This window comes from Nonomuraea sp. NPDC049714, from assembly GCF_044465295.1.
Lineage (GTDB): Bacteria > Actinomycetota > Actinomycetes > Streptosporangiales > Streptosporangiaceae > Nonomuraea.
This window is the reverse complement of the sequence record NZ_JBITLM010000017.1, coordinates 97,210-110,561: the sequence shown is the minus strand read 5'-3', so window position 1 is coordinate 110,561 and position 13,352 is coordinate 97,210. Positions and strand designations below refer to the sequence as shown.

Sequence of the window (13,352 nt, the reverse complement as noted above, 5' to 3'; positions counted from 1 at the left end):
ACCCACAAAAAGCCTCGCTTGTCCTGATGCCTCTATCCAACCACCCTGGGAACGTGACAAACATGACCGTGACCCTGTCCGCCACCTTGGCGGCCAACGAAGACATCGAGCGAAGACGGCGCGCCGGGGAACGTGTGCTCCACCTGGCCTTCGGTGAGGCAGGGCTGCCCGTCCACCCGGCGCTGCGCGACAAGCTGGTCGCCGCATCCGATCGCAACGGCTATGGGCCGGTCGCGGGGGCGGCCGAGCTCCGGAGCGCGGCGGCGGGCTACTGGACACGACGGGGGCTCACCACCGACCCCGAGCTGGTCGTCAGCGGACCGGGCAGCAAGTCGCTGCTGTACGGCCTGCTCCTGGCGATCGGCGGCGACATCGTCCTGACCAGGCCCAGCTGGGTCAGCTACGCCGCGCAGGCCGACCTGGTCGGCTCCCGCCCCATCCTGGTCCCCGCGCCGCGTGGCGAGGGAGGCGCGCCGGATCCGGATCTGGTCGCCGCGGCCGTGCTGCGCGCCAGGGCCCAGGGCCGGACCGTCCGCTCCGTGCTCGTGACGCTGCCGGACAATCCCACGGGACGGCTCGCCACGCCGCCGACCATCCGCCGCCTGGTGGAAGTCGCCCGCGACCTCGACCTCTACATCATCTCCGACGAGATCTACCGCGACCTGCTGCACGACCCGGCCCTGCCGTACACCTCCCCGGCGGATCTGGCTCCCGAGCGCACGGTCGTCACCACCGGCCTGAGCAAGAGCCTGGCACTCGGCGGCTGGCGGATCGGCGTCGCCAGACTGCCCGAGAACGCGCCCGACCTGCGCGCCGCCCTGCTCGCGGTGGCCAGCGAGATCTGGTCGGCACCGGCCGCCCCGGTGCAGGAAGCCGCGGCGTACGCCTTCACCGATCCACCCGAGCTGACCGAACGCATCGAGCTGAGCAGGAAGCTGCACGGCACGCTGGCGCACGCCGTCCGCGACAGGTTCGTCGCGATCGGTGCTGACGTGCCCGTTCCGCAGGGGGGTTTCTACCTTTATCCGGACCTGAGCCATCTGCGACTCGGCGGTTCGGCGGACATCACCAAGATCTTGCTCGACGAGCACGGCATCGGGGTGCTGCCCGGCCACGCCTTCGGCGACGACCCCGCCGCCGCGCGGGTGCGGGTCGCGGTCAGTCTGCTGTACGGGACGACGACCGACGAGCGACTGACCGCGCTGAACAGCGCGGATCCGCTCCAGCTGCCGTGGATCGCGGCCGCGCTCGACCACCTGACGATGGGACTGAAGGAGCTTTCTCTGGTACGGCACTCCACGCTGGTGCCGGACCTGTGGCACGGCTGAGCCCGAATCCCGGACCCGCGAGGCCCCGCCCGATGGAAATGGGCGGGGCCATACATTTGTCCTGGTTATTCTCTCGAGCGTGACGCCCCCGTTTTTCCTGGGTCACGCTCGCTGACTTCAGGATGCTGTGCGACGCTCAATACCGGATCAAAGGCGAATCAACGCTTCGGTTAACGAATGCCCCCGCGCCTAGGTGCGCGGCGACTATGGACCTATCATTCGGTAACAAATCGTTCCATTGCGTTGGAGACAAGCGGCATGGCTGGTCAGGACGTCGAAGGCAGGCTGCGGTTCGCCGTGCTGGGTCCCGTCCGCGCGTGGCGCGATGGCAGCGAGCTCGATCTGGGCACCCCGTTGCAGCGCTCGATTCTCGGCATGCTGCTCCTGCGGGAAGGCCGGGCGGTCACGCCGACCGAGATGATCGACGCCGTCTGGGGCGAGGAAGCGCCGCCCAGGGCGCTCGGCGCGCTGCGCACCTACGTCTCCAGGCTGCGCACGGTCCTGGAGCCCGACAGGCCCGCCCGCACCCGTCCCGACCTGCTCACCTCCGTCGGCCGGGGCTACGCCCTGCGACTGCCCCAGAACTCCCTCGACCTGACCCGGTTCGAGGCGGGCATCGCCGAGGCGGAGAGCGCGCGGCGGGCGGGCAGGCCGGCGGCCGCCGCCGAGTGCCTGCGCGACGCACTCCGCCTGTTCGAGGGCGAGCCGCTGGCCGGAGCCGTCGGCCCGTACGCCGAGCACCAGCGCGACCGGCTGATCGAGCGCCGGATCAGCGTCATCGAGTCGCTCATGGACCTGGACCTGGAGCTGGGCAACCACGCGGCGGTGGTCTCGGAGCTGATCGCGCTGACCGCCGACCACCCGCTGCGCGAGCGGCTGCGCGCCCAGCTCATGCTGGCCTACTACCGGTGCGGACGGCAGGGCGACGCGCTGGCGGTGTTCACCGAGACGCGCGAGGCGCTCATCGAGGAGCTCGGCATCGAGCCGGGCCCCGAGCTGACCGTGCTGCACCAGCGCATCCTGGCCGCCGACCCCAAGCTCGCCGCCGCCGAGGTCGCCGCCGAAGCGCCCGAGCCGGAGGACGAGCCGGCGCCGGAGCTGCCACGTCCCGCGCAGCTCCCGGCCGCGGTGAACGACTTCACCGGGCGCAAGGAGATCGCCGGGCGGCTCCGTACGCTGCTGTCGGCGCAGTCGTCGGCCGAAGGGGTGCCCGTCGCGGTGATCTGCGGTATCGGCGGCGTCGGCAAGACCGCGCTGGCCGTACACGTGGCGCACGCGACCGGCGACCTGTTCCCCGACGGGCAGCTCTACGTCGACCTGCGCGGTTACACCGACGAGGCCACCGCGCCCGAGTCGGCGCTCGGCGCGTTCCTGCGGGCCCTCGGCATCCCGCCCGACGTGATCCCGGAAGTGCCGGCCGAGCGCTCCGCGCTGTTCCGGTCACTGCTCGCCGACCGGCGCATCCTCGTCCTGCTCGACAACGCCCGCGACGCCGCGCAGGTCAGCCCGCTGCTGCCCGGTTCGCCCGGGTGCGCGGCGCTGGTCACCAGCCGGGTCAAGCTCGCCGACCTGCCGTCGGCCCGCCTGATCGACCTGGACGTGATGGAGCCGGACGAGGCGCTGTCGCTGTTCGCCACGGTGGCCGGGCCCGAGCGGGTGGCGGCCGAGCACGCCGCCGCCATGGACGTGGTGGCCGCCTGCGGGTTCCTGCCGCTGGCCGTACGGATCGTGGCGGCCAGGCTCGCGGCCCGGCCGTCCTGGACGGTGGCCTCGCTGGGGTCCAGGCTGGCCGACGAGCAGCGCCGCCTCGACGAGCTGCGGGTGGGCGACCTCGCCGTCGAGGCCACGTTCGCGCTCGGGTACGGCCAGCTCGAAGGCTCCCAGGCCCGCGCGTTCCGGCTGCTGTCGCTGCCCACCGGGCCGGACATCTCCACCGGAGCCGCGGCCGCCGTGCTGTCGCTGAGCATGCGCCAGGCCGAGGACGTACTGGAGTCGCTCGTCGACGCGAGCCTGCTGGAGGCGCCCGCCCCGGGCCGCTACCGCTTCCACGACCTGCTCAAGCTGTTCGCGCGGCGGGCGCTGGAGAAGAGCGAACGGCCACAGGCCCGCACGATGGCGCTGCGCAGGCTGCTCGGCTTCTACCTGGCCTCCTGCCGGTCGGCGCACCGGCTGGCCTACGAAGGCAGCATGATCTCCGACAACCTCGTGGTGGTCGGCAGCGGCCACGTGTTCGGCACGACCGACGAGGCCGTCGCCTGGCTGATCGCCGAAGGCGACTCGCTGTTCGCCGCGATCAACCAGGCCGCCATCTCCTCGCGCGTGCCCGAGCAGCTCCTGCCCGCCGCCGACCTGCTGGTGGCCATGGAGCCGCTGCTGGAGTCCGGCACCCACACCCGCGAGTTCGACCACGGGACCCGCGCCGTGCTGGCCACCGCCCGGCGGATCGGCGACCAGGCGAGCGAACTGCGCGCCCGGTACGTGCTCGGCAGGGTGCTGTTCGCCGGCAACCGGTTGCCTGAGGCCGAGGAGCAGTTCAAGATCGTGCACGAGCTCTCCACGGCGCGCCAGGAGAAGATCGTCACCGGGGAGGTGCTGAACGCCCTCGCCGTCGTCGTCGGCCGCCAGCGCCGCCACACCGAGGCGCTGGCCTGGTTCGACACGGCCTCGCAGTGGTACCGCGACAACGACGTGCCCGCCGGTGAGGCGCTGGTGCTCAGCTACTCGGCCCGCGACCACCTCGGCCTGGGCCGCGCCAAGGACGCGATCGCCGCGGCGGAGCGGGGCCTGGCCATCTTCACCGAGATCGGCAGCGGCGCCGGCACCGCCAGGGCCCGCTACCACCTGGGCATCGTGCTGTCGCGGGTCGGCCGGCTCACCGAGGCGGTCCACCACCACGCCGAGTGCCTGGCCTTCTTCCGGGCCAGCAAGCAGCGCGTCTGGGAGCAGCGGGTCTGCTCCCGGCTGGCGGAGACGTTCATCACCGCCGAGCGCTACGGCGAGGCCGTGCGCCACGCGGAGGAGGCCCTGGTGGTGTCCAGGGAGATTGGCCACCCCTATGGGGAAGCGCTCTCCCTCACCGTGCTGGGCAAGGCGCTCAAGGGGCTCGGCAGCGCCACCAGGAGCACCGACTGTCTACGGCAGGCCTTCGACATCTTCACCGGCCTCGGTGCTCCTGAGGCCGGGGACCTCAAGGTCCTCCTGGAGAACGCTCAGGTCGTCGAGTCCTGAGTACAGCTCGTCGTCCAGACGTGTCATCCACACATGATTGAACAAGGCTGTCCTTCGGGCGTCACGAGCCCCCGCAGAAATGGTGTGAGATGGGGGAATTCGGCCCGGCCGGCCATCTGACCGCCACGCTTCGCTAGGGGGCCCGGGTATCCGGATGCTCCGCGTAGCGGCTAGCCGCCTCACATCGACGACCGGCCGGACCCGACACGGTCCTCGAACCCCCCAGGTCCGTGTCGTGGATCACAGCCTGCCCGTGGACGGTCAACAACCAATCAACACCGAATCAAAGACGAGGGTGTTGGGGTGTGGGGCGGGCGGATCGCGCAGGAGGCGGCGTCCTGGTGGGTCAGAGGAGGAAGTAGCGTTCGGCGATCAGCGGGCGGATGGCGTCGGGGTGGGGGATCGCGCCGTCTCCGACCAGCTCGGCAATCACGTTGAGCAGCGGCCCCAGGGCCAGCTCTCCGTCGCAGACGCCGGCCAGCGCGGCCTCCACCGTGCCCACCTCCCTGCTGCGGCGCAGGCCCGTCGTCTGGCGCAGCACGATCCGCATGGGGTCCTCGGCGCCGGGCAGGCCGATGCGCTCGTCGAGCAGCCCGTCCGCGGTGCGCAGCAGCGCCGAGTCGAGATCGGCGACCCGGTGCGCGGTGGCGATCGCGTCCAGCACGTCGTCCACGTAGTCGCCCACGGGGAGGGCTACCTTGTGGGTGAGCTGCTCCACGCGGACGACCGGGTCGAGCGTGCCGGAGTTGCGCATGGTGATCCAGCCGAAGCCGACCGCCTCCACCTTGCGCTCCTCGAACCAGGCCAGCCAGCGGTCGTAGTGCTCGGTGTAGCCGGGGGTGCCGTGCTCGGCGGCGTCCCTGAGCCAGAGCTCGACGTACTCGGCCGGGTCCTGGAGATCACGCTCGACCACCCAGCCGTCGCAGCCGGTCTCGCGCAGCCAGCCGCCGACGCGCTCACGCCAGTCCTCGCCCTCGACGTGCAGCCAGCTGGCCAGGAAATGCGCCTGGCCGTCGGGATTGAGATGGCGGGGCGTGCGCCGTACGAGATCGCGGCAGAAACCGTCGCCGTCGGCTCCCGTCTCGCGGTAGGTCAGCTCACCGCCGGGAGAGATGACGAACGGCGGGTTGGCGACGATCAGGTCGAACAGGTCGTCCGCCACCGGCTCGTACAGCGAGCCGGTGCGGGCCTCCACGCCGGTGATGCCGGAGAGCCGCCAGCTGAGCTTCGCCAGCTCGATCGCCCGTGGGTTGACGTCCGTCGCGGTGATGTGCCGGGCCCGTCCTGTCAGGGACAGCACCTGCACGCCGCAGCCGGTGCCGAGATCGAGGGCGCGCTCGACAGGCCGGCGGGTGACGAGCTGGGCCAGGTTGGCGGACGCGCCGCCCGCGCCCACGACGTGGTCGGGGCGCAGCGCCGGGTCACCGGGCCGCACCTTGCGGTCGGAGACGACGTAGCCGTCCTCCTCCCAGGGCTGCAGGTGCACCTCCGCCCTGGCCCGCGTGCCCGTCACCCGCACCAGGCCGGACTCCAGCACCGCGGTGGGCAGGTCACCCGCGTCCACCTCGGCGCCGAGCCACCACAGCCGGATCAGCGCGGCCAGCGGATCTTTCCCCGCCGTGGCGCGCAGGGCCGGGACCAGCTCCTCACGGGCCAGCGCCGAAGCCGCCACGTCGCCGAGCCGGGCACGGACGCCGTCGATGGTGTAGCCGGTCTCCAGGAGATGATCGCGCAGTCGTTCCACGAGTCCATCCTTTCACCGCAGACCTCCACGCATGATCCGATACCGACAGTGATCATACTGTTACCGAAGTACCCAAGCGTTCCGCAAGCGTGGGACAAGTGGGACGGGATACTTCTTAGGAGGTCAGTCGCCCGTTCGACGAGGAGCGGACCCACAATGCTCATTCCCTGCCTGGCCTGCGAGTCGCGCTTCGTGCCCGACGAATACTTCGGCGCCTGCTCCGACTACAACCGGGGGCTCGACCTGGTGTCGTGGACCTGCCCTCACTGCGGAAACCGCGACGATCTCCGGGTGCTGCCGGGCGAGCTGGGGTTCGGCTATCCGTCCCGTGGCCGGTTCGACGTGCTCGATCGCGTACGCGTGCCGGGGTTGCGCAGGCAGCGCGGCGAGCTCCGGCTGGACATCTCGCTCGACAGTGCGAGCTGGCGGGTGCCTACGCGGATCCGCCAGCCGGCCTAGCGGGCTCGTCTACTCGTCGTGCTGGCGCAGGCTCTGCCAGGCCGCCTCGCTCAGGCCCTTGATCTCCTCGTCGGTGGGGGTGTGCGCCCCGGCGAACCACAGACGGCACATCTCCTGTGAGGGGCCGAGCCACAGCACGTAGCACATGGCAGCCTGGAAGGGCTGGAGCAGGCCGTTCTTCATGTGCGGCCGCCACCAGTCGCTGACCTGGCGGTAGAAGGCGCGCCTGGACTCGGCCACCTCGGCGCCGCCGGGCTCGTGCTTGCGCGGCGGGCGCTCACTGATCAGCAGTCTGGCCCGCTCCGGGTGCTCGCCGGCCCATCGCATGTGGAAGGCGACGACGCTCTCGACGCCGGCCCGCGCGTCCTGGTGGCTGACCAGCTCGGCGAGGAACTCCCGTTGGTAGTCGGCGAGGGTCTCGGCGTAGAGGACACCGAAGACGTGCTCCTTGCTGGCGAAGTGGTGGTAGAAACTGCCGACGCTGACGCCGCTCTCCTCGCGGAGGCTGGCCAGGGTGGTGGCCGAGACGCCGTCCTGGCTGAAGCGGCGCAGGGCGCCCTCGATGATGCGGGTCCGTCCGTCGCGTCCGCTCTTGACACTCTTCACGTCATCATGGTGCTGCACCAGAACGTTGTTCCGCAAATACCTTCGCCTGTTGGATCATAGCGGTCACCTCCACAGATCCTGAAGTGACCGTCATCCTGGCCTCGGGCCAGACCTTGCGGATCATCCTCAGCGCCCGCCTGTTCTCGCCGAGCACGTCCATGCCGACGGTGGTGGCGCCGCGCACCACGGCCCGGAGGAGCAGCCTTTCGACCAGTTCCGGCCCCAGCCCGAATCCCTGCCACTGATCCGCGACCACCACGGCGATCTCCACGTCGCTCAGGTCGCCCCGGTAGCTCATGGCGTGGCCGATGATCTCCCCCTCGTGCACGACGACGAGGGCGTCCCTGCGCTCGTTGAGCTCGATCAGCGCGCGCACCACACCGGCGGACGGGCGGCCGACCCCGGCGAAGAAGCGCAGGGTCTGCGTGTGCAGGGAGAGTCCGGCCAGGAAGCGGCGGATCCGCTCCTCGTCGTCGGCTCTGACCGGACGGATGAGCGGCAACTGGGTTCCGAACATGGACCCAGCCTTCACCACTTCCTCTAAGTCTGTCAATTGAACTCAGGTATCATGTGCTCATGAACGTGCCCCTCCGGGCGAACAACTGCTCGATCGAGCGCACCCTGGACATCGTCGGGGAGAAGTGGACCTTCCTGGTGCTGCGCGAGGCGTTCGCCGGCGTCCGCCGCTTCGCCGACATGCAGGCGATCACCGGCGCGCCCAGGCAGGTCCTCAGCGCCCGGCTGACCCGCCTGGTGGACGAGGGCCTGCTCCGCAAGGTCCCCTACCGCGAGCCCGGCCAGCGGCAACGCGACGAGTACCGGCTGACGGACAAGGGCCGTGACCTCTACCCCCTGCTGATCGCGCTCATGCACTGGGGCGACCGCTATCTCGCGGGCGAGGACGGCCCGCCCGTCCTGCTGACCCACCGCGACTGCGGCGCCCCCGTCGAGCAGTATTTCCGCTGCGCCGAAGGCCACGAGGTGGGCGGTCCCCGCGAGGTCACGGCACTGCCCGGCCCCGGCTCTGGGCTCTCGACCGCCTGAGGCGCGTGGAGAGGCATCGGCCCTGGTGCCTACCCTTGAAGGGTGTACCGGTTCCTGCTCACCCCTCGCTGGGTGGCGCTTCACCTCGTCGTGCTGCTCGTGATCCCCGCCTTCGTGTTCCTGGGCCGGTGGCAGTTCGGGCGCTTCGAGGAGCGCTCGGCCAACAGCGACCTGGTCACCAGCAACATCGAGAGCGCGCCGGTGCCGCTCGGCGAGCTCGCCAGGCCCGGACAGCCGGTCAAGGAGTCCGACCGGTTCAGGAAGGTCGTGGCCGCCGGCACCTACGACGCCCAGCACGCGCTGGTGGTGCGCCGACGGCCCCAGGACGGGCGTAACGGGTTCTACGTGCTGACCCCGCTGGTGATCGGCAGCGGACAGGCCGTGCTGGTGAACCGGGGCTGGGTGCAGGCCGGGCCGACCGCCGACGCGCCGCCCGAGGTGCCCGCTCCGCCCACAGGTGAGGTAACTGTCACCGGACGGCTACGTCCGGCCGAGACCGAGGAGAACAGCGGTCTCAGGGACCGCCCCGGACTGCCCCCTGGCCAGGTGCTGCTCATCAATCCCGGCAAGATCGGCGCTTCGTTGCCGTACCAGCTCGTGGGCGGGTACGTGGAGCTGGTCGAGCAGCGGCCGGAGAGCTCCGCCGCGCCCGCTCCGGTGCCCGCGCCCGACGTGGGGGCGGGCGGCGGGCTCAATCTCGCGTACGGCGTGCAGTGGTGGCTGTTCATCGGGATCGCGATCGGTGGCTGGGTGCTGCTGATCCGGCGCGAGCTGGCCGATCGCAGGGCGCAGGAGGACGCCGACACACCCCTGGAGGCGGAAGTTTCCCCCAATTAAGGTGAGGACATGATCCGCCACATCGAGTTCACCAATGTCCACAATTTTCGCGATGTTGGTGGATATGCCACCAAGGACGGGCGCACTGTCCGGTGGCAGCGGCTCTACCGCGCCGACTCCCTCGGCCGGCTGTCCGGCCAGGACCTCGACATCTTCCGCGCGCTCCGCGTGAAAACGGTCATCGACCTGCGCCACCCCCACGAGGTGGCGGGGTCGGGACGAGTGCCCGAGGAGGACGGCCTGACCTACCACAACCTGCCCGTCGAAGGCCGTCGCTGGAACCTCACCGCCTACGACGGCACGCAGCCGGTGGCGCGCTTCCTCGCCGACCGCTACCTGGAAGTGACGGAGGACGGCGTCGAACACCTGCGCACCGCCGTGACCACCATCGCCCAGGCCGACCGCGCCCCCGTGGTCGTCCACTGCGCCGCGGGCAAGGACCGCACCGGCCTGCTCACGGCCCTGATCCTGTCCCTGGTGGGCGTGGCCGAGGACGACATCGTGGCCGACTACGCGCTGACCGGCCTGGCCACCGAGCGCTTCGTCGCCGACTGGCTCCGCAGGCACCCCGAGGCGCCCATGTGGGACGGCTTCGGCCTGGCGCCCGCCGAGACGATGCGGCACTTCCTCGACGACCTGACGGGCAGGCACGGCTCCGTCGAGGGGTACGTCACCGACGTGCTCGGCCTGGACTCCACGGTCGTCGACCGGCTGCGCGAGCATCTCCTGACCGGACCCGAGTGATGGCGCTCTCCCACCGGCTCGGAGACCCAACGGATACGTCGCAGCTTGTTCGACGTTATCCCATCGTCGTACGGTTACTCGCGTGACTACGCCGCTGCTCCCCGACCCAGACCCCAGGCGGCGCGACTATGTGATCATCTCGGCGGACGATCACCTGATCGAGCCCCCTGACCTCTTCGAGGACAGGCTGCCGGAGAAGTACGCCGAGGTCGCGCCCAAGGTCGTCGAGACCGAGGCCGGTCACCAGGTCTGGCGCTACGGTGGCGCCACCTATCCCTGCGCGGGCCTGGACGTCGGTGCGGGGCTGCCGCGTGAGCAGTGGACCCTGGACCCGGTCAGGTTCGACAGCATGCGCCCCGGCTGCCACGACATCGAGGCCCGCATCGAGGACATGGACATGGCCGGCATCTGGGCCGCCCTGTGCTTCCCCGGCATGGTGGCCGGCCAGGCGGGCATGCCGTTCGCCAGGACACGCGACCAGGAGCTCGGCCTGGCGCTGGTCAAGGCCTACAACGACTGGCACATCGACGTCTGGGCGGGCACCTACCCCGAGCGCATCATCGGCCTGCAGCTCCCCTGGCTGCCCGATCCCGACGTCGCCGCCAAGGAGATCCGGGCCAACGCGGCGCGGGGCTTCAAGGCCGTGGTGTTCCCCGAGTTCCCGACGCGGCTGCGGCTGCCGTCGATCCACACCGGCCACTGGGACCCGTTCTTCGCCGCCTGCGAGGAGACCGGCACGGTCGTGTGCCTGCACACCGGCTCATCGAGCTGGTCGCCGGTGCCGTCGCCCGACACGCCCATCGAGGCGATCACCACGCTGATGCCGACCAGCGCCATGTTCGCCTGCGCCGACTGGCTCTGGTCCGGCCTGCCGCTGCGCTTCCCCAACCTGCGCATCCTCATCGTGGAGGGTGGCGTGGGCTGGCTGCCGATGCTGGCCGAGCGGGCCGACTACGCCCTCGACCACCCGGTGGCGGGCGAGGCGGAGTGGGACGGCGGGATCAAGCCCAGCGAGGTGCTGCGCCGTAACTTCTTCTTCGGCACGCTCGACGACCACGCGCTGTCAGGCGTGCGGCTGGCGGTGGGCCTGGACCACGTCCTGCAGGAGAGCGGCTACCCACACTCCGACTCGACCTGGCCCGACACCCAGCAGGCGGTCTCGCGCAATCTCGGCGCGCTGCCGCCCGCCGACATCGCCAGGGTGGCGTACGGCAACGCGGCCCGGTTGTTCGGGCACCCGCTACCGTCGCGCGCCTGGCTCAGGATGGAAGAGATCTATCCCTCCTGAGGAGCTCCTTCGACCCGCCCGGTGATGATCTGGCGTTCGTGGTCCACGTAACGGCCGCTCTCGCCGAGCAGCGAGGCCATCAGCCAGAGGAACACGCCGAAGTCGTCCGCGACCCCGATCAGGACGAGGAAGTCGGGGACGACGTCGATCGGGGAGATCATGTAGACGACGCCGAGCGCCATCATGCCGAGCTTGCCCTTGCCCAGGCCGGCGTATCGGCCGCGCATCACCGCGCCGATCATGCGCGGAATCGCTCGCACCCTCGTCATCAGTCCCGGCGTTCCAGGCTTGGTGACTTCCTGGTACGTGCGCCATGCGGCCGCCGCCCGTGCTGGTGATTTCGCCATCATGTGATCCCCCTTACCCGACTCTCACGACATAACGTGTTACTCGGGGAGATTGGTTCCTAACGATCTAGTGGCGCCAGGTCGCGCACCGCCTGGGTGATCGAGACGTCACCGCTGGGGATGGGGGCGAGCACCGGCGTGTCGAGGCCGTTGTCGACATACTCCTGGATCCTGGCCCGGCAGGTGGCCGCGTCGCCGTGCACCACCAGGGCGTCGACCACTTCGTCCGGGATGGCCTTGAGCGCCGCCTTGCGGTCGCCTGCGGCCCACGCCTCGTGCAGGGGGCGCAGCACCTCGGCGCGGCCCAGCCAGTCGTGGAAGGCGGCGTAGGCGGGCACGGTGAGGTAGCTGGCCAGCATCCACCGGGCCAGCTCGCGCACCTGGTCCGCGTCCTCGTTCACGCAGACGAACAGGCGGGCGATCAGCTCGGTGTCCGGCCCGATCTCCGCGCGCACCGTGCGCACGTCGTCGGGCGAGAGCCAGTTGGTGATCGCGCCGTCGGCCTCCTCGGCCGCCAGGTGGAGCATCCGCGGCCGGAGCGCGGCCAGCACGATCCTGGGCGGGACCTTCGGCGCCCGCTCCAGCTTGAAGCCCTTGATCTCGAAGGTCTCGTACGCCCGCGACACCTTCTCGCCGGCCAGCGCCTCCCGCAGGAAGCGGAGGGTGTCACGCGTACGCGCGTAGGGCTTGACGAACTCGACCGCGTTCCAGCGCTCGACGATCGCCGGGGAGGACGAGCCGATGCCGAGCACGAACCTCTCAGGCGCGAGATCGGCCAGCGTGGCCGCGGACATCGCCAGCAGTCCGGGGCCGCGGGTCGACACGGGCACGATGGCGCTGCCCAGCCTGACCCCGGGGGCCCACTGCGCGGCCAGCGCCAGCGGCGTGAACCCGTCCACGCCGTTGACCTCGGCCGACCACACGTCGGTGTAACCGAGTGCGGGCAGCTCCGCGATCAGCTCCTGCGACTGGGCGAGCGAACGGTCGTAGAAGGGGATCGTCATGCCCCAGTTCTGCGTCATGCCCCGACCGTACCAACCGGTCGGTCTCCGCACTATGCCCGCAGCTCGTGCACCGCGGCGACGAAGTCCTGGGTGATCCCCCGCAGCCCCGGCAGATGCGACAGGCTCACCAGCCGGTCCACCAGCGGCACCGTGACCTCGATCAGCCGGTACGTGCGCGCGCACCCCGGCGAGGTGTCGTGCACCCAGAACAGCACCATGCCCATGGACAGCAGCCAGAGCAGCTCCGGCAGCTCCTCACGCAGCTCGGCGTTCATCCGGTCACGCGCCCCCTCGACCACCTGCCGGTAGATCCCGATGGACGCCTCACGGGCCGGCGAGGACTGGGCGCTGAACGGGCTCAGCGGGTTCGTCGGCTCGGCCGCGTGCTTGAAGAACTTGACGGCGAACTCGTGGTACGGCTCCGAGACCCGTACCCACTCACGCAGCACCCCACTCAGCCGGGCGGCCAGCGTGAACTCGGTGGTCAGCAGCTCCTGACAGGCCCTCTCGTGCTCCATCTGGGCGCGGTCGTAGTAGGCCTGGACCAGCGCCTCCTTGCCGGCGAAGTAGTAGTAGGCGTTCCCCACGGACACCCCGGCCTCGGCGGCGATCGCGCGCATGGTCGTCGCCTCGAAGCCACGCTCCCGGAACAGGCGCAAGGCCGTCTCGACGATGACCTCTCGGGTGCTCTCCGATTCTCGGTTTCGGGCTTCGGACACGTTC

13 protein-coding genes are annotated in these 13,352 nt (G+C 70.6%); 7 read left to right on the top strand and 6 right to left on the bottom strand.

The genetic code is table 11. The annotated features are described in order from the left end of the window. The first annotated feature begins 62 nt into the window (after positions 1-62). Together ACIBQX_RS44550 and ACIBQX_RS44545 are read left to right on the top strand one after the other, a co-directional pair. A complete protein-coding gene (locus tag ACIBQX_RS44550) occupies positions 63-1,328 on the top strand; it encodes a pyridoxal phosphate-dependent aminotransferase (RefSeq protein WP_397015976.1) in 1,266 nt (421 codons plus the stop codon). A 258-nt stretch (positions 1,329-1,586) separates the two neighbouring features. Next, positions 1,587-4,556: an AfsR/SARP family transcriptional regulator gene (locus ACIBQX_RS44545; RefSeq protein WP_397015722.1), complete on the top strand. Its 2,970-nt coding sequence runs from the start codon at positions 1,587-1,589 to the stop codon at positions 4,554-4,556. Positions 4,557-4,902: 346 nt separating this feature from the next. Here the strand turns inward: ACIBQX_RS44545 and ACIBQX_RS44540 are convergent, their stop codons facing one another. Then, positions 4,903-6,300, bottom strand: coding sequence for a methyltransferase (locus ACIBQX_RS44540; RefSeq protein ID WP_397015720.1), 1,398 nt, complete (start codon positions 6,298-6,300; stop codon positions 4,903-4,905). 156 nt (positions 6,301-6,456) lie between these two features. Between ACIBQX_RS44540 and ACIBQX_RS44535 the strand changes: the two genes are divergently transcribed. Further along, positions 6,457-6,759, top strand: coding sequence for a hypothetical protein (locus ACIBQX_RS44535; RefSeq protein ID WP_397015718.1), 303 nt, complete (start codon positions 6,457-6,459; stop codon positions 6,757-6,759). Positions 6,760-6,768: 9 nt separating this feature from the next. Here ACIBQX_RS44535 and ACIBQX_RS44530 read toward each other — a convergent pair whose 3' ends face one another. Together ACIBQX_RS44530 and ACIBQX_RS44525 are read right to left on the bottom strand one after the other, a co-directional pair. Continuing rightward, on the bottom strand, positions 6,769-7,365 hold the full coding sequence (locus tag ACIBQX_RS44530; protein WP_397015716.1) for a TetR/AcrR family transcriptional regulator: 597 nt from the start codon (positions 7,363-7,365) through the stop codon (positions 6,769-6,771). A 4-nt stretch (positions 7,366-7,369) separates the two neighbouring features. Beyond that, a complete protein-coding gene (locus tag ACIBQX_RS44525) occupies positions 7,370-7,882 on the bottom strand; it encodes a GNAT family N-acetyltransferase (protein ID WP_397015714.1) in 513 nt (170 codons plus the stop codon). A 59-nt stretch (positions 7,883-7,941) separates the two neighbouring features. Between ACIBQX_RS44525 and ACIBQX_RS44520 the strand changes: the two genes are divergently transcribed. The 4 genes from ACIBQX_RS44520 to ACIBQX_RS44505 all read left to right on the top strand — a co-directional run bounded on the left by ACIBQX_RS44520 (position 7,942) and on the right by ACIBQX_RS44505 (position 11,278). Further along, positions 7,942-8,409, top strand: a complete 468-nt coding sequence (locus tag ACIBQX_RS44520; protein WP_397015712.1) for a winged helix-turn-helix transcriptional regulator — start codon at positions 7,942-7,944, stop codon at positions 8,407-8,409. A 42-nt stretch (positions 8,410-8,451) separates the two neighbouring features. Next, the gene (locus ACIBQX_RS44515) at positions 8,452-9,246 is read left to right on the top strand and encodes an SURF1 family protein (RefSeq protein WP_397015710.1); all 795 of its coding nucleotides are present in this window, start codon (positions 8,452-8,454) and stop codon (positions 9,244-9,246) included. Between the two features lie 9 nt (positions 9,247-9,255). After that, positions 9,256-9,990: a tyrosine-protein phosphatase gene (locus tag ACIBQX_RS44510; RefSeq protein WP_397015708.1), complete on the top strand. Its 735-nt coding sequence runs from the start codon at positions 9,256-9,258 to the stop codon at positions 9,988-9,990. A gap of 82 nt (positions 9,991-10,072) precedes the next feature. After that, positions 10,073-11,278, top strand: a complete 1,206-nt coding sequence (locus ACIBQX_RS44505; protein WP_397015706.1) for an amidohydrolase family protein — start codon at positions 10,073-10,075, stop codon at positions 11,276-11,278. On the opposite strand, the gene ACIBQX_RS44500 is transcribed toward ACIBQX_RS44505, so the two are convergent. The 3 genes from ACIBQX_RS44500 to ACIBQX_RS44490 all read right to left on the bottom strand — a co-directional run bounded on the left by ACIBQX_RS44500 (position 11,266) and on the right by ACIBQX_RS44490 (position 13,348). After that, a complete protein-coding gene (locus tag ACIBQX_RS44500) occupies positions 11,266-11,547 on the bottom strand; it encodes a YkvA family protein (RefSeq protein WP_397015704.1) in 282 nt (93 codons plus the stop codon). The two genes, ACIBQX_RS44505 and ACIBQX_RS44500, sit on opposite strands and share 13 nt — an antisense overlap. Before the next feature lie 137 nt (positions 11,548-11,684). Continuing rightward, entirely contained in the window at positions 11,685-12,647 is a 963-nt protein-coding gene (locus ACIBQX_RS44495; protein ID WP_397015702.1) for an LLM class F420-dependent oxidoreductase, read from the bottom strand. 32 nt (positions 12,648-12,679) lie between these two features. After that, positions 12,680-13,348, bottom strand: a complete 669-nt coding sequence (locus ACIBQX_RS44490; RefSeq protein ID WP_397015700.1) for a TetR family transcriptional regulator — start codon at positions 13,346-13,348, stop codon at positions 12,680-12,682. Between the last annotated feature and the right edge of the window lie 4 nt (positions 13,349-13,352).

Bases quoted from the DNA above. Each gene is read 5' to 3' on its own strand.
- ACIBQX_RS44535 (WP_397015718.1), top strand. From the start codon at position 6,457: ATGCTCATTCCCTGCCTGGCCTGCGAGTCGCGCTTCGTGCCCGACGAA.
- ACIBQX_RS44510 (WP_397015708.1), top strand. From the start codon at position 9,256: ATGATCCGCCACATCGAGTTCACCAATGTCCACAATTTTCGCGATGTT.
- ACIBQX_RS44550 (WP_397015976.1), top strand. From the start codon at position 63: ATGACCGTGACCCTGTCCGCCACCTTGGCGGCCAACGAAGACATCGAG.
- ACIBQX_RS44545 (WP_397015722.1), top strand. From the start codon at position 1,587: ATGGCTGGTCAGGACGTCGAAGGCAGGCTGCGGTTCGCCGTGCTGGGT.
- ACIBQX_RS44500 (WP_397015704.1), bottom strand. From the start codon at position 11,547: ATGACGAGGGTGCGAGCGATTCCGCGCATGATCGGCGCGGTGATGCGC.
- ACIBQX_RS44525 (WP_397015714.1), bottom strand. From the start codon at position 7,882: ATGTTCGGAACCCAGTTGCCGCTCATCCGTCCGGTCAGAGCCGACGAC.
- ACIBQX_RS44520 (WP_397015712.1), top strand. From the start codon at position 7,942: ATGAACGTGCCCCTCCGGGCGAACAACTGCTCGATCGAGCGCACCCTG.
- ACIBQX_RS44495 (WP_397015702.1), bottom strand. From the start codon at position 12,647: ATGACGCAGAACTGGGGCATGACGATCCCCTTCTACGACCGTTCGCTC.